Raw genomic sequence first — 22859 nt, 5'->3', positions numbered from 1 at the left:
TCTGCGCTGTGGACAGCTATGGTGGTGATCCATTCCCCTTAAACCACCGCAGGCCGCCGGTGGATTCCGGCGGCCTGCGGTGCTGGTGTGGGACTAGTCCGGATCAGCGGCTGCGTTTGCCTCCGCGTCCGCTCCCGCCTTCACCCTCCATATCAATCTGTTCCTTGCTGACCTCTTCCGTGACGGTGGCCTCTTCTGTCACCGTTTCGGTGTCCAGCCGGACACGCTCGACCGGAACTGCTTTCTTTTCCACCACGGGCTCCTCGGCGTGGAGGGTCACTTCGTGTTCCTCCTCGCTGATGGAGGGTCCGTCCATGGCAGAGCCCCGGTTGCCGTCCGTGATGGGCTCACGCTCAATCCGGGCTTCCTCATGGCTGACCGGAACCGTCTTGGTGACGTTCTCAGTGGTGACGTACTTGCGCAGGCGGGCCCTGCCTGACTCCCGGCTCTGCTTGCCAACATGGAGCTGCTCCTCGGAGCGGGTCATCGCATCGTCCGTAGTGGGGCCGGAAGTGTCATGCCCCACCTGGCCGTGGTCTGAGCCCCGGCTGCTTTCCGTCCGGCCGGAGGTCCCGCTTCCGCTCGAGGTCCCGCTTCCGCTCGAGGTCCCGACGCCGGACCCGGCAGAGCTCCGCTGGCCGGAAGTACCCGACGTGCCGGACGTGCCGGACGTGCCGGACGTGCCGGACGTGCCGATAGAGTAGTAGCTGTAAAGCTCGTCCTGCTCCTGGTCACTGAGATGTCCGTCCTTCTCCACCCGCGGAGCGTCCTTCACCATCTCTTTGGAGTACGGCACCCGCACAACAGATCCCTCAACCGAGGCGTCGGCCAACGGCACAAAGCTCTCCTTAGAGCCAAAGAGCCCGGTCTTGGTGGTGACCCATGCCGGCTGGCCCGACTCGTCATCCAGGTAGATATCCCCTGCCGAGCCAATCTTTTCCCCGTTCGGCCCTTCCACGGTTCCGTGGTTCATAATCGTGTCGATCTGTTCGCTGGTGATCACGTTGTTCTCCTGTATTCCGCGCCTCGTAGGCGCATGGTGCTGCCTTGGTAACTGCATCCCCCGCTTCCCCCACGACTTTTCCGCCGGTTTCCTTCGGGCGCCGGCGGTTCGCCCGGCTGTCAGTCCCCCAGCCCGGCCTTGTCCACCCGGCGGTGGAAGCGCATACCACCCAGTCCGCCGAGGATGGCGCCGATCAAAGCGACTGCTGCGGCCACGAGGGCGGCAATGATTGTCGACGCCGTTGCGTTGTCACCGAACATCGGAATCTGCGGGAATCCGTTGAGTTCAACCAGGATGTTGAACTGGTCGCCGGCGATCGCGGCCAGGATGGCTGCCACAATGGCGATGACCACGGCCCAGACCCAGACGGCAATGCCCTGCTTCATCCCGTTAAAACGGGCCATTCGTCCCGCAACGTACCCGCCGCAGTAATAGGCCACGAAGAGGATCACGAGCAGGATGATGGTCCCGGTGATCGTGATGGCCGTGGCATCCGGGCTGTCGTCGTTCAACAGCACTGCCGCGCCGAGGGCGGTGGCCAAGGCGCTCAGCAGCACCGTGGTTCCGATGGCGGTCAGCCAGCCAAAAAACGCCGAGCCGATCTTCACTCCACCGAAGGTCGCTTTCTCACGGTCAACCACTTGCCGGCGGCTGGTGTTGTCCATCCCATCGCCCCGCGTGCCGTCCGGAGTTGGGTCTCCGGCTTCTCGGCGCTCTCCGGACCCCTGGCCGGCAGCCTTTCGTCCGTGGTCTCCTGCCGCACTTGCACTTGTGCTCATGAAGGTGTCCTTTGCGGTAAGAGCAGCCGGGGAATTCCCCTTTTGGCCACTGGTACTCCCAACGCTAGGCTGAACCGGGGGAAATAAAAAGGGTACTTAGTATATGGAGCCCTTGACACCCTCCCTCGGCCTTGACCCTTCCTGCGCCTTCGGGAATTGATCCGACCCCTCCCGGGTTGTAGCCAGCAATACACCGTCAAGATTCATCTAGGAGAAATCATGACAACTCAGCTCGAATCGACTTCCCCGGCCCTCACCGACTGGATCCCCGCCAAGCAGTTCATTGGTGGGCAGTGGCGCGACGGCCGTTCAGAGAAGACCCTCACGGACACCAACCCCTTTGACGGTTCGCAGCTGATGACCATGCAGCAGGCCTCCCGCGAAGACCTGAACGACGCGTACGCCGCAGCAGAGGAAGCCCAGAAGGATTGGGCAGCCAAAACACCGAATGAGCGCCGAACCGTCATCGCCCGCGCCGCAGAGATCTTCGAAGAACGCCGGGACGAGATCATTGCCTGGCTCAACGCCGAATCCGGCAGCACCATGCTGAAGGCCAACATTGAAGTTGCCTCCGCCGCCTCCATCACCCGCGAGGCAGCCACCTTCCCGCACCGTGTGTCCGGCAAGATCATGGATTCGGACACCCCGAACAAGGAACTGCGCGTCTACCGCGCACCGCTGGGCGTGGTCGGCGTCATCAGCCCGTGGAACTTCCCGCTCCACCTCTCCCAGCGCTCCGTGGCTCCGGCACTGGCCCTGGGCAACGCCGTCGTCCTGAAGCCTGCCAGCGACACCCCGGTCACCGGCGCCCTCATCATCGCCAAGATCTTTGAAGAGGCAGGCCTGCCCGCGGGCGTGCTGAACGCCGTCGTCGGAGCCGGCTCGGAAATCGGCGACGCCTTCGTGGAGCACCCGACCCCGCGCATGATCTCCTTCACCGGTTCCACACCGGTGGGCAAGAACATCGGTGCCCTGGCCGCCACCGGCGCCACGCTGAAGTACACGGCACTTGAGCTCGGCGGCAACAGCCCGTTCGTGGTTCTTGCCGACGCAACCGTTGACCAGGCAGTCCGCGCCGCAGCGATGGGCAAGTTCCTGCACCAGGGGCAGATCTGCATGGCCGTGAACCGGATCATCGTCGAGGACGCCGTCTATGACGAGTTCGTCGAGAAGTTCACGGCGCACGTGAAGACGCTGAATGCGGGCGATCCGACCGACCCCAAGAACGTCGTGGGCCCGATCATCAACGCCAAGCAGCTCGAGGGCTTGAAGACCAAGATCGAGACCGCGAAGTCCGAAGGCGCACGCCTGATGATCGAAGGAGAAATCAACGGCCAGGTACTTTCCCCGACCGTCTTCGCCGACGTTACCAAGGACATGGAGCTGGCCCGCGAGGAGATCTTCGGCCCCATCGCCGGGATCATGCGCGCCAAGGACGCCGAGGACGCACTGGCCCTGGCCAATGACACCGACCTCGGCCTCTCCAGCGCCGTCTTCACCGCCAACCTGGAGGAGGGCGTCAAGTTCGCCCGCCGCATCAAGGCAGGCATGACGCACGTCAATGACTTCCCGGTCCAGGACGAGGCGCACATTGCCTTCGGCGGCGAGAAGAACTCCGGCCTCGGCCGCTTCAACGGCGAGTGGGCCATCGACGAATTCACCACGGACCACACCATCAGCGTCCAGCACGCTCCGCGGGAATACCCGTTCTAATCCGGTAACGGATACCTGCAGGTAAACGACGACGGCGGTCCGCACCAATAGGTGCGGGCCGCCGTCGTATTACGTCTTGGCTACACTTGCACGCGACACGCCCCAGGGCGTCTGGCGCACTGTTAGTCTCCCTCTCACCGGCCCGGAAACTCCGCGCCGAACTACTGGGGGAATTGATTGGATTGACCGCTTCTTTTTCACGCCGAGCCCGCATATGCGCCTTGGTTCTCGCGTCCGCTGCCTTGCTGACCGCCTGCGGCGCGGATAAGGCAGCCGAGCCGGCAACTTCGAAGAGCGCGACGGCTACACCGTCCACTTCGGCAACACCGTCGGCGACGGCGTCAGCGACAACGCCTGCTGCAACACCGTCAGCGACGCCGGCGCCTACGGAAACGCCCGTTCCTGAACCGGCAGCGCCGGTCATCGTCACCACCCCCAACGGGCTGCACAGCTTCACCCTTCCGGCCGGATGGTCGGCCGTTCCGACCGAACCGCTGCCCATGCTTGCCCATAGCGTCGGTCTGTCACCGGCGGCCTTCAATATTCTGGACTCAACCGGGAACCCGGTAGCCAAGTTTGAAAGTGGAGCCGACCTCCACAACATCTCAGTAATTAGCCCGGGGCACATCATGTACGACGTACAGGAACTGCCCGGCTACACGAACAAGGTTGGCGAGCCTGTCTATTTCCAGTTTGAATCCCGTCCGACCTACGCAGCACCGGGATCTCCCAGTCGCGGCTACTATGTCCAGCTTGAGGATGACGGCTTGCCGGACGCGGATGGTATGGATGGCGGCAATGCCTACGGCACGGTTTTCATGTCTGACGGCGACATCAGGTTCGAAGCCCTCATTGATCCCGGAGCCTTCGCGGACGACGCCGCAGCCCGGGCCTGGATGCAGACCGACATCTACCAGCAACTGAAAGCTATGATGCTTTCGCTGACCTACAACGGCTAGGGACAGAACGACGGCGGCTGCGCACCTTGGAAGGTGCGCAGCCGCCGTCGTTAACGGTTATTCGCCGTTAACAGCTATTCGCCGAAGCGGGCCACCAAGCGCCCCAGCACCTGGTTGTTCTTGAGCCGCTCAAGCCCGTCACCGACCTGGTCGAAGCTGATTTCCTCGTACCCCGGAGTGATCTCGCCGCGGAGCATCAGGTCGAAGACTTCCTCGATGTCTTCCACGGTGCCGCCGAGGGAACCCTCAATGGACTTGCCGAGGATGGTGTTGGTCGCCACCGTGAAGGTGGGCTTGCCGAGGCCAACCTGGACCACCTTGCCGCCGCGCCGGACCGCATTCACGGCCTTCTGCGTGGTGTCGAACCCTGCGTAGTCAACGATGAGGTCGAAGTCGCCGCCACGCCGCGGGTCGGTGACCCATTCCGCGGCGTCCTTGACGCAGGAAACCACGCCGGCCTCCTTGGCATTGGCCCAGGCTTCTTCCTTCATCTCGGCTACGTGCACTTCGGCACCGGCCAGGACGGCGGCGCGGGCGCCGATCTGCCCCAGGCCGCCGAAGCCGATCACGCCGACCTTCATGCCCTTGGCTGCCTTCCCGACTTTGATCATGGCGTGATAGGAGGTCATGCCGGCGTCCGTGGCGAGGGCAGCGAGGGAAATATCGAGGCCCTCGGGAACGCGGGCCAGGTCGCGGTAGTCCGCAGCGAGCTTGTCCGCGAAGCCGCCGGGAGTGAACATGCCGGTAGGCGGCTGGACTCCGGAGGAGCATACGCCGACGACGTCCCCGACCTGGAAGCCGGTCACCTCGGATCCCAGCGCGGTGATCACGCCGGCGTTTTCATGCCCCTGCGTCATCGGCAGGAACGGCATGGCGGATTCTCCGACCTCCATGTACATCACGTCGGAGTGGCACAGGCCCGCCGCCTTGACGTCAATGATGACCTGCGTGGGTGCCGGAACGGGCTCCGGGATTTCGTTCAGCTGGATCGGTTTGCGGTCCCCCATGTACTGCCAAGCTTTCATCACAACGTGTCCTCTCGGGTTGATTCGCGAGGCGGCTGCCGTGCTGGATAGGAGCACGAAATGGAGTGGTTCAGCCCCGCTGATGCCGATTTTATCGGCGCGGCACACCCTGACAGGGGCCAGGTTCACCCGCCGCTGAGCGCTGGGCGCGCCGCTCCGGCGCCCCTCACCGCCACTGTTACTGTGCGACGTGCAGGCTTGAAAGCCGGGTTCAGCCCAGCACAGCAGGTTGGTCCTGGCCGGCCGACGGTTCCGGGGCCGTGGCCCGCGAATTCGGAACCGCAGCGGTGGACGCGGCAGCGGACAGCACCGCAGCGGCTATCGCGTCGGCGTCCTGCAGGGTCCGTGAACCTTCCGCTGCCGGAGCGCCGGCCTCGGCGGCAATCGCCGTTCCCCACTGGACCGAGGACAACTGCAGTCCCAGCACAAACAGGTTCTCCACCGGTTCGCCGCTGACGCCCACCGTCCGATAAGGCGGCAAGGTAACGTCCAGCCCGGGAGTCATCACGGGGGTACCGTCGGCGGACATCATGACCTTGGGCCGGGCCAGGCCGTCGCGGATCAGTCCTGCCAGCAGCGGTGAGACGCTGCGGTCCACCCGGTTGGGCGGCATCATGGCCTCCATCAGGGTGGAAGCTGCGTATTCAGTGCCCACCCAGGGGGATGAGGCCGTAAATACGCCCCGGGCCTCGTCCACGTCGAAGCGTGGATCCGGCCCGACAAAGTGCACCAGTCCGGCGCGGACCAAGGCCGCCAGCTGTTCGATCCGCTCGGGCGGCGGACCGCTGGCCAGGCCCTCGACCAGCGGCTCAAACCAGCCCCGCAGCTCGGTGAGCCAGGAAGGTTCGGCCAGGCCGCCGTCGGCCACTACTGCCTTCAAGAGGCTGCGTCCGGCGTTCAGGGCCCCGATTGCCATCTTCAACGGGTCGTCTTCCCCGGCGGCGCTTCCGGCGGCGTCCTCCTCCAGATAGGCCAGGACGGCGTTGTCCGCGTCGGCGGCACCCTTGAAGGGGCGGCGTCCCAGCGGCTGGGCCAGGGCTTCAAGATTGGTGCGGCGGTTGGACGGGACGTAGGCGTCCAGCACCGCTTCCTTCGCGGCATCCCACTCCGGGCCCGGAAGGTTAAGGGCAGCTTCCAGCTGGTCAGAGAATTGCGCGGCGGTGCCGTTCAGCTCGCCGGGGGCCACCCGGGCGAGCGTGCTGTAATACGCCCAGACCGCGTCACGGTGCAGCAGGGGCCAGAGATCGTGGTCAAAACCGGGCAGCAGGCCGTCGGCCCGGAAGGCGAGCGCCCTCTCGCGGGTCAGCCAGCGGAGGTGCACTCCGCGGGGGACGTAGGAGTCCAGCTTCGCCTTGGCCCGGTAGGGGGTGCCGCGGCGTGAGGCAGCGATCAGCTGCGGTTCCCGGCCCGAGGGTTCGTAGCGCAGGGCGCGGCCGGCGGGCTGCCCGGTGGCGACGTACCGCCCGCCGCGGCCGACGGTGGCGGCAGCCATCACGTCAAAGAAATTCAGGCCCAGTCCGCGCACCAGTACCGGTTCCCCGGCGGGCAGGCGGGAGAAGTCGACGTCCGCCGGCACGGCAGGCGGAAGGTAGGTCAGGCCGTGGCGTTGGGCGGCGTCCTGCAGCCGTGCCTGTTCCGGGGAAAGCAGTGCGGGCAGGTGCCCCAGGGCCAGCACCACGGCGTCCGTTGCCAGGACCTGCTGTCCTTCCAGCTCGACGATCAGCCGGCCGTCCGCTTCGCGGGAGATGCCCAAGGCTTCGGTGCGGCGGTGTACGAGCTCCACGCCGTCGTCGGCAGCGGTTTTCCGCAACTGGTCGTAGGTCCACTCCAGATACCGCCCGTACAACGGACGGCTGGGGAAATCCGCGGGACCAAGCGCGGCCAGCTCCTGGCGGTCACCGGCGGAGAGACCATCCGCCGCACGGGTGCCGGCACCCATCAGCTCGCGCCACTGGTTAAAGGAGAGTCCGGCGGGCGAGGGCAGCAGGTCGCGGACCGTATCCCCGGCCGGGACCACGGTGGGGAACAGCGCCGGTGTGTTCATCAGGAAAAGCCGCGACTGATTGGTCCGCCAGACGTGGCCCGGACCCGGGTTGAAAGGGTCAATCAGCTCAATCCGGAGGGGCTGGCGCTGCGCACCGGCCCGCCGGTTGGTCAGAAGCCGGTCCACTACGGAGAGGCCGCGGGGTCCTGCGCCAATGACAGCTACCCGGAAACTCTGCGTGTGATCCATCCATCTAGGGTATCCGGAGCCGGAGCGGCGCGGGTTCGGGCAGGCGGGCACACCCCGTCGAGCACGACTGGAAAGCCTCGGTAGCTAGGATGGGCGCATGACATCCCCGAACCTCGACGCCGCCGATTCAGCCCCTACCGACGAGTTCCTCTGGCTGGAGGACATCTACGGAGATAAGCAGCTGGACTGGGTCCGCTCCGAGAACGCCGTGACCGAAAACCTGCTCTCGCGCACCGGATTCGAGCAGACGGAGGAACGGCTGCTCGAAGTCCTGGATTCCACGGACCGGATCCCCATGGTCGCCAAGCGCGGGGAGCACTATTACAACTTCTGGCGCGACGCAGAACATCCGAAGGGCCTGTGGCGCCGCACCACGTGGGAGAGCTACACGGCAACGGAAACCGAGTGGGAGGTGCTGCTGGACCTGGATGAGCTCAGCGCGGCCGAGGGGATCGAATGGGTGTGGGGCGGGTCTATGTTCCTGCGCCCGCAGGACGGCGTTTCCTACCGCCGTGCATTGGTGGCCCTCTCCCCCGACGGCGGTGACGCGGCCCGCTACCGGGAGTTCGACGTCGTCGACCGCGCTTTCGTGCCCGGCGGCTTCGACATTCCCGCGGCCAAGAGCCGGATTAGCTGGGCCGGTGAGGACAGCCTGTATGTGGGGACGGACTTCGGCCCGGGTTCCATGACTGCCTCCTCCTACCCGCGCACCAGCCGCATCCTGCACCGGGGGCAGGACTTGTTGGACGCCGAACCCTTCTTCGAGGTTCCGGAAGACCACATGATGGCCGTGGTGCAGCGGGACCAGACGCCCGGCTTCGAACGGGACCTGGCCGTGGACATCATCGACTTCTACAACACGCGTACCTTCCTGCGGGAGGGCAGCGACTGGGTGCAGCTTGATCTCCCGCTGGACGTGAACGTGGATGTTCACCGCCAGTGGCTGCTGCTGCGGCCGCGGACCGACTGGGAGATCGACGGCCTCACCCACCCCGCCGGTTCGCTGCTGGCCGCGTCGCTGGACGAATTCACCGCCGGAAACCGGACCGTCCACCGCCTCTTCACCCCGGATGCGTCCACGTCGCTGCAGTCCTGGAGCTGGACCCGGGACCGGCTGCTGCTGAACCTGCTGCGCGATGTGAGCTCCGAAATCCTGGTCCTCACCCCCGAAGACGGCTGGCGGGCGGACATCCTCGACGCCTGCCCGCCGCTGCACTCAGTGGACGCGTACGCCGTGGATGACGAGGACGAAGACGCCGGCAACGATTACTGGCTGATCAGCACCGGGTTCCTGACGCCGTCCACGCTGTCCCGCGGCACCCTGGCCGGTCCCGGTTCCCGGGACGGCAGCCGGGCCGAAGCGGTCAAGACCTCCCCCACCATGTTCGACGCTTCGGGACTGACGGTCGAACAGCACTTCGCCGTCTCCGTGGACGGCACCAAGGTTCCCTACTTCCAGGTGGGCCCGCAGGACCTGGTGCTCGACGGCTCCAACCCCACCCTGCTCAACGGGTACGGCGGATTCGAAGCCTCCCTGACCCCCGCGTACAGCGGAGTGGTGGGCCGCGGCTGGCTGGAGCGGCGCACCACGGACGCCGACGGCGTCGAACGGCACGGCGTCTATGTGCTGGCCAACATCCGCGGCGGCGGGGAATACGGACCCGAATGGCACCGTGCCGCGCTGCAGGAAAACCGGCACCGGGCCTACGAGGACTTCGCCGCCGTGGCCGAGGACCTCGTGGCCCGCGGCGTTACCTCCCGGGAGCATCTGGGCTGCACCGGACGCAGCAACGGCGGATTGCTGGTGGGCAACATGCTCACCACCTATCCGCACCTGTTCGGTGCTGTGTCCTGCGGGGTGCCGCTGCTGGACATGCGCCGCTACACCAAGCTTTCCGCCGGATATTCCTGGATCGCCGAATACGGTGACCCGGACGATCCCGCGCAGTGGGAGTTCGTTCAGACGTTCTCCCCCTACCACCTGATCAAGGAAGACGTTTCCTATCCGCCCACGCTGATCTGGACGGCCACCAGCGATGACCGGGTAGGTCCGGTGCAGGCCCGCAAAATGGCTGCCCGGATGAAGGCCATGGGTGCGGACAAGGTCTGGTTCCACGAAGCGTTGGAGGGCGGGCACGCCGGTGCGGCGGACAACCGGCAGTCGGCCCGGATGCACGCCATGTCCTACGAATTCCTCTGGGAAGCGCTCACCGGAAGACTGGCCTGAGGCGTTTTGCCCTAATCGGCAAGTTGCCGGTAGTCTTGTCAGGCTGGCAGCGGAAGTTGCCGGCGTTGTAAGTATGCAAGTTGGAGACGTGCCAGAGCGGCCGAATGGGCTTCACTGCTAATGAAGTGTGGGCCTAAAGCCCACCGGGGGTTCAAATCCCCCCGTCTCCGCGCTGAAACCCCCGGGCAACCGGGGGTTTTTTTGCGTCTACCCTAGATTCACCACCGAATCGCTTCAGAAGGGCACGCAGCTATGGCACTGGACGGCATCCTGCTTCACGGACCGCGGGTGACGCTGCGGGATTTCCGGGCCGACGACGTCGACGCCGTGCACGCATTTGCCTCCGATCCGGTGGTCACGCAGTGGTCCACGTGGGGACCCAATACCTGGTCCGATACGCGGTCCTTCGTCGCGGACGCTGCCGCCGAACCTGCTGCCCCGGAGAGGACCCGGTTCACGCTGGCCGTGCTGTTCCAGGACCGTCTGGTGGGGACGGCGGCGGTGTGGACCACCAGCGCGTCCGACCGCAACGGGGAACTGGGATATACGCTGGCGCATGATGTGTGGGGGCAGGGCCTTGCCACCGAAGCCGCAGCACTCCTGCTCGGCCATGCCTTCGGTCCGATGGGGCTGGTGCGGGTGGAAGCCACCTGCCATCCGGAGAACGCGGGTTCGGTCCGGGTATTGGAAAGGAACGGCTTCGCATTCGAAGGCCGGCTCCGGGAACACCGGCTGGTGCGCGGGAAGCGGCGGGATTCCCTGTTGTTCGCCGCCCTCCTTTCGGACCGGAAGCTCTCAGGCCGGGACCTCTGGGACCGGGAGCTTTCAGGCCCCTCGGCGGATAAGCTGGCAACCGGTTCACCGGCTTCCCTACCGTGAAGGAAAATACCCATGGAAATGCGACTGCTCGGCAATAGTGGAACCTCTGTCAGCAACTATGCGCTGGGCACCATGACCTTCGGGAACGAATCCGACGAGCGGGCCTCGAACGCCATCCTCGACGATTACGTCCGGGCCGGCGGGAACTTCGTGGACACCGCGGATGTCTACACAACCGGTGCGTCCGAAGAAATCATCGGCCGCTGGCTGCACGCCCATCCCACGGAAGCGGCCGACGTCGTCCTCGCCACCAAGGGGCGCTTCCCGATGGGCGGCGGGGCCAACGACCTAGGCACGTCCCGGCGCCATCTGCGCCGCGCGCTGGATGACTCCCTGACCCGGCTGGGTGTGGACCACGTGGACTTGTACCAGCTGCATGCCTGGGATCCGTGCACTCCGCTCGAGGAAAGCCTGGGCTTCCTCAATGACGCCATCACCGCGGGGAAGATCAGCTATTACGGGCTTTCCAACTTCACCGGCTGGCAGCTGACCAAGGCCGTCTATGTGGCCCGCGAACACGGCTGGGCGTTGCCGGTCACGCTCCAGCCGCAGTACAACCTGCTTGAGCGGGAGATCGAATCCGAGATTGTTCCCGCAGCGCTCGACGCCGGGCTGGGGTTGCTGCCCTGGTCGCCGCTTGCCGGGGGCTGGCTCACCGGCAAGTATCGCCGCGAGACTGTTCCCGCCGGGAACACGCGCGTGGGCGACAACCCCACGCGGCAGTTCCAGGGGTGGGACCTGCGCAGCCACAACGAGCGGACCTGGCGGATCCTCGACGAACTGCGGACCGTGGCTGCCGCACACTCCGCCACGCCGGCACAGGTGGCACTGGCCTGGCTGGCGGACCGTCCCGGAGTGACCTCGGTAATCCTCGGCGCGCGCACGACGGACCAGCTCGCTGACAACCTGGGGGCGGCGTTCCTGGTGCTGACCGCCGAGGAAAAGCAGCGCCTGACGGACCTGAGCGTCCCGCAGGTCGGCAACTATCCGTACGGTCCGGACGGCCGGAACCAGCGGGAGCGTCTGCTCGAGGGCGGCCGGGCCGGGCGGTAACGCCTGCTGCACCCAATGCCCCGGCGGGAGTGCCCTACGGCTTGAGGAAGTCCTCGGGGCGCAGCTTCTGCGCCCATTTGCTGATCTCTTCTTCCCGGACCGCTTCTGATTCTGCCCCGGCTGCGGGTTTGGCTGCATCCGGCGCGGCCGCACCGGGCTTCGCGGCGTCGGGCGTGGCCGCGGACCCGGGATCCGGGATGGGCCGTACATACGGCTGCGGGTGCGCAGCCATGTTCGTGATGGCAGCCCCCGAGGCCCGGATGCCGGCGCCGGTGAACATCGCGTAGAGCTTCAGCGCCTTTACCGGCTGGCCCTGCCCGAGGGCGGCATATATCTGCCGGTGCTGATCTGCGCTCAGCAGCGCGGCAGCATCCCTGGCGGCCTGCGGCGACGTGCCGGTTGCCGCCGGCGCGGGACGGGGACGTGCAGGCCGTGCCGGCCGCGCCGGGCGTGCACCGCCCGAACCGTCGGCACCGCTGGAAGCGCCTGCCTCCGGCTTGGGGTTGGCGGCACGGCGCTTCTCGAACCTGCCCCAGAGCGCACTCAAAACAGCGATGGATAGGACGAAGAGAATGATAACCGCAAGCTCCATACCTTGATCCTAGCTTTGCTTTCTTCGGGCCTTAAAACGACCGGTATATTGACGTCCAGCACAATGACGCCCAAATCAACGGAGATGCCATGACGTCCAGCGCCACTTCACTGTCTTCCCTGAAATCCCTGAGTGTCGAAATTCATGACGGCGTGGCCGAGGTGCAGTTGATCGGACCCTCCAAAGGCAACGCCATGGGCCCGGATTTCTGGGCCGAGCTGCCCGCAGTGTTTGACGCGCTCAGCACCGACGACGCCGTCCGGTCCGTCCTGCTCTACGGCTCCGGCGGGAATTTCAGCTACGGCCTGGACCTTCCCGCCATGGCTCCGGTGTTCGCGCCGCTGCTCGCCGCCGGCGGCATGGATGCCAAGCTGCGCGAAGGTTTCCGCCGGCAGATCAAGGACCTCCAGGACGCCGTCACCTCGCTGGCCCGCAGCGCGAAGCCGGTCATTGCAGCGGTGGACGGCTGGTGCATCGGCGGAGCCATTGACGTTATTGCCGCAGCGGACATCCGTATTGCCTCCCGCACCGCGCGCTTCAGCGTCCGTGAGGTTCGGGTAGCCATCGTGGCGGACCTCGGTTCGCTGCAGCGGCTGCCCGCCATCATCGGTGAAGGCGCCACCCGGCAGCTGGCCCTGACCGGAGAGGATTTCGACGCCGACCGCGCCGCGTCCCTTGGCCTGGTCACGGAACTGGCGGACGACGTCGTCGCGCGCGGACGCGAGCTGGCCGTGCAGATAGCTGCGAATCCCCCGCTGGTGGTGCAGGGCGTCAAACAGGTGATGAACCGGCGGACCCAGGCGCAGGTCCAGGACGGGCTGGATTATGTGCAGGTCTGGAACACAGCGTTCCTGGCCAGCCACGATTTCGGCGAGGCTACCGCTGCCTTCGCTGAACGGCGTCCGCCGGTTTACCGCGGCCAGTAGGGTTTCCGGAGGGCAGGGTTCTGCCCGGCCACACCGCGACCGAGAGGGCGGCAACGGTCACCAGCCCCAGCATCACCGGAGCCCCGGGCAGGTCAGGAAACACCGCAAGCGCGACCGCTGCAGCGAGTGCCGTGATGCCCATCGCCGCAGTCCGGGCATCGCGGGTCCGCACCGCAAGCAGCAGTAGGGCAGCCCCGAAAACCGGGCTGAAGACCAGATCCGGGGTGAAGGGAACGCTGAACACTGCGAGTCCTGCGAGCGCTGCCAGGGCTCCCCGCTGCTGCCTGATCCCCCGTCTGCCCTCCCACCATGCCGTGAGCGCCCAGGCTGCTGAGAGCAGCGCCGCGGCCAGGATCCCGGCGCCGAAACCGACAAGCAGGGAGCCGAACCAGTTCTGCGGAAGGAAAGGGAGATTGCCGGCGAGGTGCCAGGCCGCGCCCAGCGCTGCTCCGGCACCTGTCGCCGCCGCCAGCCACCGTGTCGCGTTGTGGTCCGCCCTGCGTTTGTTGCCCAGCTCTTGCGAATCATCCTGACGCATGCGCTTCCCCTCCCGGCTACACGTGCCGCCTCCCGGATAGAGTCTGCAGCATTTGCGGGCAGCCCGCACGCTTACCGAATGGCGTTCCTTCTCTTAGCATCTTCCTCGCAACGGGAACGGCCGTTCCCGCCCGATCCGAGAGGGGAACCCCTGATGGGTTACATCGAAGTTGGCACCGAAAACAGCACCGCCATCCACCTCTACTACGAAGACCAGGGAACCGGCCAGCCGGTAGTGCTGATTCACGGGTATCCCCTGGACGGCCATTCCTGGGAGCGCCAGACCCGCGAACTGCTCGCCTCCGGCTACCGCGTCATTACCTACGACCGCCGCGGCTTCGGACAGTCAAGCAAGGTCGGTTCCGGCTACGACTACGACACCTTCGCCGCGGACCTGAACACCGTGCTGGAGACGCTCGACCTTCGCGACGTGATCCTGGTCGGCTTCTCAATGGGCACCGGGGAACTGGCCCGCTACGTCAGCCGGCACGGCCATGACCGCATTGCCAAACTCGCTTTCCTCGCCTCGCTCGAGCCGTTCCTGGTGGCCAAGGAAGACAATCCCGAGGGCGTGCCGCAGGAAGTGTTTGACGGCATCGCAGCAGCCGCCCGCGAAGACCGTTACGCCTGGTTCACCAACTTCTACTCCGATTTCTACAACCTTAAGGAGAACCTGGGCAGCCGGATCAGCCAGGAGGCCGTCACGGCCAGCTGGAACGTCGCCACGGCGAGTGCCCCGGTGGCAGCCTACGCCGTGGTGCCCACCTGGATTGAAGACTTCCGGGCCGACGTCGATGCGGTCCGCGAAAGCGGCAAGCCCGTGATGATCCTGCACGGCACGGCGGACAACATCCTGCCGATCGACGCCACGGGCCGCCGCTTCCGGAAGTTGATCCCCGCAGCGGACTACGTGGAGATCGACGGCGCACCCCACGGCCTCCTGTGGACGCATACCGCCGAGGTCAATGCAGCCCTGCTGGAATTCGTCGGCAAATAACCGGTGGGAAAACAGCGGCGGGACGGGCTCACCCGTCCCGCCGCTGTTGCACCGCAGGGCGGCGCTAGGCCTTCAGCGCCAGCACGAACGGCAGCACCGCTTCGGCCCCGGCTTCCCGCAGCACGCGCCCGGCTTCGGTGAGGGTCCAGCGGCTGTCCGCGAAGTCGTCCACCAGCAGCACCGGTCCGGGGTTCGCGGCGAACCAGGCAACCCCTTCGGGGGGAACCGCAAACTGGTCCCAGACGGCGGCCAGCCGGAAGGCACTGTTGCCGCCGGGGCCGCCCGTGGGTCCGCCGTGCGGCAGTTGGAGCGTCCCCAGATACGGAATCCGGCCAAGCTCCGATAGCCCGCTCGCGAGCGAGTCCACCAGCTGCGGCCGGGACCGGGACGGAATGGACACAATGGCCACCGGGCGTTCGGTCCAGCCCCACTGCGCCAGGACCTGTACACAGCCGTGAAGCAGTGCCGAGTCCACCGGCATGTCTTCGGCGCCCGGGGCGAAGATTTCCCGCAGCCGTCCGCCCCACCCCAGGTCGGTCAGCCGGGCCAGGGCACGCCCGCTGGAAACGGTCCGGTCCGGCTTGATCTTGCCCTTGACCGGCACACCCAGCCGGTCCATGCCCGAGGGGTACATTCCACGCGGATCCACCTCCACGCCAACCTTGTCCAGCGCCTGGGCCGCGTTGTCGGTGGCCTCCGCCGCGACGTCGTCGCCGAACCAGCGGCCGGCGCAGTTGTCGCAGCGTCCGCAGGGTGCGGCGGCCGGATCGTCGAGCTGCTGGGAGAGGAACTGCATGCGGCAGCCGGTGGTGCTCTCGTAATCGAGCATCGCCTGCTGTTCCTTCACCCGGGCCGCGGCAATGCGTTCATAGCGTTCCCGGTCGTAATGCCACGGCTGCCCGGTGCCCCGCCAGCCGCCGGCCACCTTTTCGACGGCGCCGTCCACGGACAGGACCTTCAGCAGCAGTTCCAGCGGCGAGCGCTTCAGGTTGACCCGGGTCTCCAGGACACCGACGGACAGCACTTCGCCGGACGCCAGCTCGGAGAGCACCGCGGTGGCAGGCCCTTCCTCCGGCATGGAGGACGTGGCGAAGTACTGCCAGATGTCACGGTCCTCCGCGCCCGGCAACAGCAGCACATCGGCGTTCGGCGTGCCGCGGCCGGCACGTCCCACCTGCTGGTAGTACGCCACCGGGGAGGACGGCGCACCCAGGTGGATCACGAAGCCCAGATCGGGTTTGTCGAAGCCCATGCCCAGCGCGCTGGTGGCCACCAGCGCCTTGACCCGGTTCTCCTTCAGGGCGGCTTCGGCCTCTTCCCGGTCCGCGGGATCGGTGCGCCCGGTGTAGGCAAGGACCGGATGTCCGGCCTTCTGCAGCAGCCGGGCGGTGTCTTCGGCGCCGGAGACGGTCAGGGCGTAGATGATGCCGCTGCCGGGCAGCTCGTCCAGGTGCGTCAGCAGCCAGGCCAGGCGCGCCTTGGGGTTGGGCAGCCGCAGGACACCGAGCCGCAGGGATTTGCGGGCCAGCGGGCCGCGGATGGTGAAGACGTCTTCGCCGCCGGCGGCGAGCTGTTCCTCAATGTCCTTCACCACGCGGATGTTGGCCGTGGCAGTGGTCGCCAGCACCGGAACCGTGGAGGGCAGCCGCTCGATCAGGTGGCGGATGCGGCGGTAGTCCGGGCGGAAGTCGTGGCCCCAGTCGGAGATGCAGTGCGCTTCGTCGATCACCAGCAGCCCGGAGCGCCGGATCAGCTCGGGCAGGTGCTGTTCGCGGAACCCGGGATTGTTCAGCCGTTCCGGGGAAACCAGCAGGACATCCACCTGGTCGGCCTCGAGCTTCGCGGAAATGTCCTGCCACTCCAGCTGGTTGGCGGAGTTAATGGCCACGGCGCGGACCCCGGCCCGCGCGGCGGCAGCCACCTGGTCCCGCATCAGCGCCAGCAGCGGGGAAACAATCAATGTGGGACCTGCCCCCCGTGCCCGCAGCAGCAGGCTGGCGACGAAGTACACCGCGGATTTGCCCCAGCCGGTGCGCTGGACCACCAGGGCACGCCGTCCGCCGGCCACGAGGGCCTCAATGGCTTCGAACTGGTCCTGGTGGAACTCTGCGGAGTCATTGCCCACCAGGGCCCGCAGCAGCTCCACCGCCTCGCTGTGCAGCAAACGCGTGCTCTCGGAAACAGAGTCAGAAGCGGTCCCAGAAACAGTGCCTTGCGTATCAGTGCTTTCCATACCATCCACTATCCCAGCCCCTTGGAACTGTTCCCTGCACCGGATTTGAACTGTGGACAAGACCGCCGCGGCGGGCGCCCCCTATAGACTGGCCAACGTGAACAATGCATTCGACCTCTCCGCGTCCTTCAAGGCCTACGACGTCCGCGGCGTCGTGGGCGAGACCATCACCCCGCAGATCGTCGAGGCCGTAGGGGCCGCGTTTGTAGACGTTCAGGGCCTGTCCGGGCAGACAGTACTGGTTGGCGGTGACATGCGTCCGTCCTCGCCTGAGTTCATCCGCGACTTCGCGCGCGGCGCCACCGCCCGCGGCGCCGATGTGCTCCTGCTGGACCTGATTTCCACCGACGAGCTCTACTACGCCTGCGGAGTGATGAATGCGGCCGGTGTGACCTTCACCGCAAGCCACAACCCGGCGCAGTACAACGGGATCAAGATGGCCAAGGCCGGCGCCGTGCCCATCTCCTCGGAGACCGGCCTCAAGGAGATCCAGGCCCTCGCCGAGCAGTACCTGAACGAGGGCGTCATTCCGGCGGCGGCAGCCAAGGGTTCCATCTCCGTCCGGGATGTCCTGTCCGACTACGCCAAGTACCTGCGCAACCTGGTGGACCTGTCCGGGATCCGGCCGCTGAAGGTAGTGGTGGATGCGGGCAACGGCATGGCCGGCATGACCACCCCCGCAGTGCTCGGCGACAGCATCCTGCCCGGGCTGCCCCTGGACATTGTTCCCCTCTACTTTGAACTGGACGGGTCCTTCCCGAACCACCCGGCCAACCCGCTGGAGCCGGAGAACCTGCGGGACCTGCAGGCCGCCGTCGTCGAACACGGCGCCGACATCGGTCTCGCCTTCGACGGCGACGCCGACCGCTGCTTCGTGATCGACGAAAAGGGCGAGCCGGTCAGCCCCTCCGCCGTCACCGCCCTGGTCGCCCGCCGCGAGATCGCCCGGGCCAAGGCCGCCGGCGAAGAGACGCCCGTGATCATCCACAACCTGATCACCTCCCGCGCGGTGCCCGAACTGGTGGCGCACGACGGCGGCCGTGCCGTCCGCACGCGGGTGGGCCACTCCTTCATCAAGGCAGTGATGGCCAGCGAAGGTGCCGTCTTCGGCGGCGAGCACTCCGCGCACTACTACTTCCGCGACTTCTACAACGCCGACACCGGCATGCTTGCGGCGATGCACGTACTCGCGGCCCTGGGCGAGCAGTCCCGCAGCCTCTCGGATCTGGCCCGCGAATATGAGCCGTACATCTCCTCCGGCGAAGTGAATTCCCGGGTCGAGGACGTCCCGGCCGCCGTTGCCCGCGTCCGCGCCGAATTCGAGCGCGACGGCGTCACGGTGGACACCCTCGACGGCGTGACGTTCACCGCCGACGACGGCGCGTGGTGGTTCAACCTCCGCGCGTCCAACACCGAACCCTTCCTGCGTCTGAACGCTGAAGCAGAGGACCTGCCCACCATGGAGCGGGTCCGCGACCACGTATTGAAACTAGTAAGGAAATAACAATGGCAGATGTAGAACTGAACGGATCAGAGCCCTCCGCCGAGGTCCAGGAGGACCTGAACTCCCTGCTGGGTACCGCCCTCGGTGTGACGCAGGAGCAGCTTGAGGCGCAGGGCGCTTTCCTGCCGGCCGCGCTCGTGGTGCAGAAGGACGGCGAACTGCGGATGATCGCCGTCGCCCCCGAGGACAGCGACGAGGACCTGGATGCGGACTCGATGATCGAGGACCTTTACACGGTGCTGACCGAGCAGAAGGGCGAAAACCGCGCCGTTGCCGTGTTCTCCGACATCCACCTGCCGGAGGAAAACACCGACGCCATCCACATCGTCACCGAACACTCCGAAGGCGTCTGCATCTCCGCCATCCAGACCTACTCGGAGCAGGACGGCGAGTGGACGTTCAACGAACCCATCTGGGAGGGCGGCGATCCCATCGTCTGGGCCGACGCTGAGTAACCAGCCCTAGTACTGCAAAAGGGAAGCCCCGCCGGAGTTCGGCGGGGCTTCCCTTTTGTCTGCCGGTTAGGCTGTGGCGAAGCGGTCCTTCAGCTCGGCCAGCCGGTCCTTCAGTTCCTGCGGCAGGGTGGGACCGAAGCGGTGGTACCACTCGTCGATGCCCTCCAGCTCGGTGGCCCATTCCTGCGGATCCACGCGGACGGCCTGCTCCACGTCCTCGGGGGTCATGTCCAGGCCGGTGAGGTCAATGGAATCGCCCGTGGGCACAAACCCGATGGGCGTTTCCACCGCGTCCGCCTTGCCCTCGAGGCGTTCGATGACCCACTTGAGCACCCGGGCGTTGTCGCCGAAGCCCGGCCAGGCGAATCCGCCGTCGGCCGTGCGGCGGAACCAGTTGACCAGGAAGATCTTCGGCAGCTTCTCCTGGTTGGCCTTGCCGCTGAGTTCGATCCAGTGCCGCAGGTAGTCGCCGGCGTCGTAACCCATGAACGGAAGCATGGCCATCGGATCGCGTCGAACCACGCCCACCTGCCCGGCAGCGGCGGCGGTGGTTTCGGAGGACAGCGTGGAGCCCATGAAGATGCCGCTGGCCCAGTCACGGGCCTCCGTCACCAGGGGAACGGTGGTCTTGCGGCGCCCGCCGAACAGGATGGCCGAGACCGGGACCCCGTTCGGAGAGTGGTATTCGTCTGCCAGCATGTCGATCTGGTCGATCGGCGTGCAGAAGCGCGAGTTCGGATGCGCGGCCGGGCGGCCGGCGTCGGGCGTCCATTCCTGCCCGAGCCAGTCGGTGAGGTGCGCGGGCGCCTCATCCGTCATGCCCTCCCACCAGACACCGCCGTCGTCGGTCAGCGCCACGTTGGTGAAGATGGAGTTGCCCTTGGCGATGGCACGCATGGCATTGGGGTTGGTGCTCCATCCGGTGCCGGGAGCGACGCCGAAGAGGCCCGCCTCCGGGTTCACCGCACGCAGTTCGCCTTCCTTGCCGAACCGCATCCAGGTGATGTCATCGCCCAGGGTTTCGACCTTCCAGCCCTCGATGGTCGGATCCAGGAGCGCCAGGTTGGTCTTGCCGCAGGCCGAGGGGAAGGCGGCGGAGACGTAGTAGTCCTTCTGTTCCGGGCTGGTGAGCTTGAGGATGAGCATGTGCTCGGCCAGCCAGCCTTCGTCCCGGGCCATGATGGAGGCAATGCGCAGGGCGTAGCATTTCTTGCCCAGCAGGGCGTTGCCGCCGTAGCCCGAACCGTAGGACCAGATGGAGCGGTCCTCGGGGAAATGCACGATCCACTTCTCGTCGCTGCAGGGCCAGGTTACGTCCTCTTCGCCCTCGGCCAGCGGGAAGCCTACGGAGTGGAGTGCCGGCACGAAGAAGGCGTCCAGCTCTTCCATCTTGCGCAGCACTTCGGTGCCGATGTTGGCCATGATGCGCATGGAGGCGACCACGTAGGCGCTGTCGGTGATTTCAACGCCGAACTTCGGGTCCTCCGCGGCCAGGTGGCCCATAACGAAGGGCACTACGTACATGGTGCGCCCGCGCATGGAACCGGCGAAGAGGCCGTTGAGCTTGGCGCGCATCTCGCCCGGGTCCATCCAGTTATTGGTGAAGCCGGCGTCTTCGCGCTTTTCGGAGCAGATGAAGGTCTGCTCTTCGACCCGGGCCACGTCCTTGGGGTCGGAGAAGGCAGCAAAGGAATTCGGGAAGGTCTCGGGGTTCAGCCGCACCAGGGTGCCGGCATCCACAAGTTCGTTCGTGAGGGACCGGTTTTCCTCTTCGGAACCGTCGACCCAGTACACGCGGTCAGGCTGCGTCAGCTCGGCTACTTCTTTTACCCACGCAAGGAGGGCCTGGTGGGTGGTGGGTGCAGCGGCCTCTCCCGTGGTGCTGTCCAGCGGCTGGCTTGCAGCATTCTCGCCGTTCTCATCAAGAACTAGCTGACGCGCGTCATGGCCCATGACTCTTCCCTTCGTTGGGTCAGTGGTGTGTTTTGATGCTAGTTGTGCCTTTCGGGACGCTGTGCCGGTAAAGATCGCACCTTTACTGCTGCATTCGTGATCGGTCCCACAAATCCAAGAGAATCAGGGCCTCCAACCTGCTCTAATGTGACTAAGGTCACGTAGACCGGTCTAGTGACACAGCCGACATACATCTCGATTGGTGTTGCCCCCAAAAGCCCGCTATAGTTATCTACGGCCAAACAGCCACGGAAGAACTTGAAAGAAACCGATGAGAATCGGTTTTGATACAATAGTTCTTATGCGTGCGTAGCTCAACGGATAGAGCATCTGACTACGGATCAGAAGGTTGGGGGTTCGAATCCCTTCGCGCGCACCACTTGGACCCGGTCCGATCAGGAGAACTGATCGGGCCGGGTTTTTTCTTCGCCCGGGATGAGCCTAGTCGTAGTTTATTCAATGATTACGGGTTCGTTCCGGGGATCAGAAGAACCCTGGGCGGTCCACACAGGCCCTGGAGAAGGTTGTGGCCGGAGCATTCCCGAATGCGTGGGAGTACGAGGTCAAACGCCAGTCCAAGGGCCGCGAGTGGCAGCAGCGCATGCCCCAGGTCATCTGATTGAGGGACCACACAAGCACCTGCGCGCCGCTATCAAGGGCGCCACCGAGGGCCACGGCAAACTGCTCTCGTGGAACTGATCATGCACCGTGTCCCGTACGTCAGCCTGCACGCCGGCGCCCGCGCTACTGAACTCCCGTTTCAGCCCGGAGAGGGCGACGAGGAGGACGGCCGTCAATGCGCTGGACCTGTACCTCGACATCGAGCGAACAACACACACCTTCTACTGGCTGCACTGCTCCCCCGGAGGTGACAGGCGATCCCTAGAGGCCATGATCCAGTTCTGGGCCGCGACGGCGCCAGCGAAGGAAGCACTGAAGCTGATCAGCGGTTGGGGCCCCCGCATAACTGGCCCTGTTTGATCCGCACAAAAAGCATCGCGATCCAGGGGACATGCCCGGAGAAACACTGCGGCGCGAAATACTTCTACGAGGATCTGGATGGTGAAAGGATTCCTAACCGAGCACTGACGGCTCACCCCTCAGCGGATACTCTATTTGTAGAGTGCAACGCATGCGGGCAGCGCTGGGTCGGAGAGGAAGCTGTCCGGCTCCTGTCTCGGTCTATGACCGGCGCAGGTAGGTTCTTGTTGTGTGTATTATTCCCATAAGCTGCGTCAAGTCTGCTGATTGGGGGAACAGGTGGAACCAAAGTGACGGGTGGCCCGTCTCACGACTACTACCGTGGCTGCAGAGCAACGCGAGACGGTGGCAGGTGGGAACCATATAGAGACGAGCTTCACAGGCCCGTCTGCTATGACGAGCTTATGGTTCTGACGGAGCATTCCAAAGATGAGCGGATCATGCTGAGGCAAGAACTCGGTAACATGATGAATGCCGCCGCCGCTGGAAATCTCCGTTTTGGAGCGGGCGAGGACGTTGATTACATGCGTCGGGACCCCGACATGCTAGAACTACGATTGACAGCTCATACTTTTGATCCGGTGGAGGATCACGTTCCACCTGATACCGAGGGGTATAAGTTCCGTTTGTATTTCGCGGAACCACCCATCGAACAGACGATGCTTTTAGCGCTGAAGTTCGGAAGAGCCAGAAGGAACGGCACCATTGGCCTAGACGAACAAGACGTGCACGTAGATGAAGCCAGCACGCGATATGTCAGCTGGACCCGGGCCCGTGCCATGAAGGCACAGTCTCTGCCTAAGTAGGGGT

At 65.6% G+C, this 22859-nt stretch carries 18 protein-coding genes and 2 tRNA genes; 12 read left to right on the top strand and 8 right to left on the bottom strand.

Going from position 1 to position 22859, the window contains the following annotated elements:
- Positions 1-103: 103 nt before the first annotated feature.
- Together N2K99_RS02015 and N2K99_RS02010 are read right to left on the bottom strand one after the other, a co-directional pair.
- Positions 104-1003 carry a DUF2382 domain-containing protein gene (locus tag N2K99_RS02015; protein WP_227934209.1) on the bottom strand — a complete coding sequence of 300 codons (900 nt, stop codon included), beginning with the start codon at positions 1001-1003 and terminating at the stop codon, positions 104-106.
- A 119-nt stretch (positions 1004-1122) separates the two neighbouring features.
- Positions 1123-1782 carry a hypothetical protein gene (locus N2K99_RS02010; RefSeq protein ID WP_227923916.1) on the bottom strand — a complete coding sequence of 220 codons (660 nt, stop codon included), beginning with the start codon at positions 1780-1782 and terminating at the stop codon, positions 1123-1125.
- 219 nt (positions 1783-2001) lie between these two features.
- On the opposite strand from N2K99_RS02010, the gene N2K99_RS02005 reads away from it, so the two are divergent.
- Together N2K99_RS02005 and N2K99_RS02000 are read left to right on the top strand one after the other, a co-directional pair.
- Entirely contained in the window at positions 2002-3495 is a 1494-nt protein-coding gene (locus N2K99_RS02005; RefSeq protein WP_227934208.1) for an aldehyde dehydrogenase family protein, read from the top strand.
- A gap of 173 nt (positions 3496-3668) precedes the next feature.
- The gene (locus N2K99_RS02000; protein ID WP_227934207.1) at positions 3669-4454 is read left to right on the top strand and encodes a hypothetical protein; all 786 of its coding nucleotides are present in this window, start codon (positions 3669-3671) and stop codon (positions 4452-4454) included.
- 74 nt (positions 4455-4528) lie between these two features.
- On the opposite strand, the gene N2K99_RS01995 is transcribed toward N2K99_RS02000, so the two are convergent.
- Both N2K99_RS01995 and N2K99_RS01990 read right to left on the bottom strand, forming a co-directional pair.
- Positions 4529-5479, bottom strand: a complete 951-nt coding sequence (locus tag N2K99_RS01995) for a zinc-binding dehydrogenase (protein WP_227923933.1) — start codon at positions 5477-5479, stop codon at positions 4529-4531.
- 211 nt (positions 5480-5690) lie between these two features.
- Positions 5691-7712 carry an FAD/NAD(P)-binding domain-containing protein gene (locus tag N2K99_RS01990; protein WP_227934201.1) on the bottom strand — a complete coding sequence of 674 codons (2022 nt, stop codon included), beginning with the start codon at positions 7710-7712 and terminating at the stop codon, positions 5691-5693.
- A 97-nt stretch (positions 7713-7809) separates the two neighbouring features.
- On the opposite strand from N2K99_RS01990, the gene N2K99_RS01985 reads away from it, so the two are divergent.
- From N2K99_RS01985 to N2K99_RS01970, 4 genes are all read left to right on the top strand, one after another.
- Entirely contained in the window at positions 7810-9939 is a 2130-nt protein-coding gene (locus tag N2K99_RS01985) for a prolyl oligopeptidase family protein (RefSeq protein ID WP_227934200.1), read from the top strand.
- 82 nt (positions 9940-10021) lie between these two features.
- Positions 10022-10109: transfer RNA gene (locus tag N2K99_RS01980), tRNA-Ser, on the top strand.
- A gap of 82 nt (positions 10110-10191) precedes the next feature.
- Positions 10192-10818 (top strand): GNAT family N-acetyltransferase, encoded by a 627-nt coding sequence (locus N2K99_RS01975; RefSeq protein WP_227934199.1) that lies wholly within the window; start codon positions 10192-10194, stop codon positions 10816-10818.
- 12 nt (positions 10819-10830) lie between these two features.
- Positions 10831-11871 (top strand): aldo/keto reductase, encoded by a 1041-nt coding sequence (locus N2K99_RS01970; RefSeq protein WP_227934198.1) that lies wholly within the window; start codon positions 10831-10833, stop codon positions 11869-11871.
- A 34-nt stretch (positions 11872-11905) separates the two neighbouring features.
- Here N2K99_RS01970 and N2K99_RS01965 read toward each other — a convergent pair whose 3' ends face one another.
- On the bottom strand, positions 11906-12463 hold the full coding sequence (locus tag N2K99_RS01965; protein WP_227934197.1) for a hypothetical protein: 558 nt from the start codon (positions 12461-12463) through the stop codon (positions 11906-11908).
- Between the two features lie 89 nt (positions 12464-12552).
- On the opposite strand from N2K99_RS01965, the gene N2K99_RS01960 reads away from it, so the two are divergent.
- Positions 12553-13389: a crotonase/enoyl-CoA hydratase family protein gene (locus N2K99_RS01960; protein ID WP_227934196.1), complete on the top strand. Its 837-nt coding sequence runs from the start codon at positions 12553-12555 to the stop codon at positions 13387-13389.
- Here N2K99_RS01960 and N2K99_RS01955 read toward each other — a convergent pair.
- Complete coding sequence (locus N2K99_RS01955; RefSeq protein WP_227934195.1) at positions 13340-13927, bottom strand: hypothetical protein; 588 nt, start codon at positions 13925-13927, stop codon at positions 13340-13342. The two genes, N2K99_RS01960 and N2K99_RS01955, sit on opposite strands and share 50 nt — an antisense overlap.
- A 153-nt stretch (positions 13928-14080) precedes the next feature.
- Here N2K99_RS01955 and N2K99_RS01950 point away from each other — a divergent pair, with 153 nt between their 5' ends.
- Entirely contained in the window at positions 14081-14923 is an 843-nt protein-coding gene (locus tag N2K99_RS01950) for an alpha/beta fold hydrolase (protein ID WP_227934194.1), read from the top strand.
- A gap of 64 nt (positions 14924-14987) precedes the next feature.
- Here N2K99_RS01950 and N2K99_RS01945 read toward each other — a convergent pair whose 3' ends face one another.
- On the bottom strand, positions 14988-17156 hold the full coding sequence (locus N2K99_RS01945; protein WP_374200070.1) for a RecQ family ATP-dependent DNA helicase: 2169 nt from the start codon (positions 17154-17156) through the stop codon (positions 14988-14990).
- 97 nt (positions 17157-17253) lie between these two features.
- On the opposite strand from N2K99_RS01945, the gene N2K99_RS01940 reads away from it, so the two are divergent.
- A complete protein-coding gene (locus N2K99_RS01940) occupies positions 17254-18660 on the top strand; it encodes a phosphomannomutase/phosphoglucomutase (RefSeq protein ID WP_227923956.1) in 1407 nt (468 codons plus the stop codon).
- 2 nt (positions 18661-18662) lie between these two features.
- A complete protein-coding gene (locus N2K99_RS01935; RefSeq protein ID WP_227934192.1) occupies positions 18663-19115 on the top strand; it encodes a hypothetical protein in 453 nt (150 codons plus the stop codon).
- A gap of 66 nt (positions 19116-19181) precedes the next feature.
- Here N2K99_RS01935 and N2K99_RS01930 read toward each other — a convergent pair whose 3' ends face one another.
- On the bottom strand, positions 19182-21068 hold the full coding sequence (locus N2K99_RS01930; protein WP_227934191.1) for a phosphoenolpyruvate carboxykinase (GTP): 1887 nt from the start codon (positions 21066-21068) through the stop codon (positions 19182-19184).
- Between the two features lie 303 nt (positions 21069-21371).
- Here N2K99_RS01930 and N2K99_RS01925 point away from each other — a divergent pair.
- Positions 21372-21447 (top strand) — tRNA-Arg (locus N2K99_RS01925).
- A 1006-nt stretch (positions 21448-22453) separates the two neighbouring features.
- A complete protein-coding gene (locus N2K99_RS01920; protein ID WP_227934190.1) occupies positions 22454-22855 on the top strand; it encodes a hypothetical protein in 402 nt (133 codons plus the stop codon).
- Positions 22856-22859: the final 4 nt, after the last annotated feature.

Origin of the sequence: Arthrobacter sp. zg-Y1110 (assembly GCF_025244865.1) — a bacterium.
In the GTDB taxonomy this organism is placed as follows: Bacteria; Actinomycetota; Actinomycetes; order Actinomycetales; family Micrococcaceae; genus Arthrobacter_B.
Note: the sequence above shows the minus strand (reverse complement) of the source record. Positions and strands in the feature narration are given on the sequence as shown.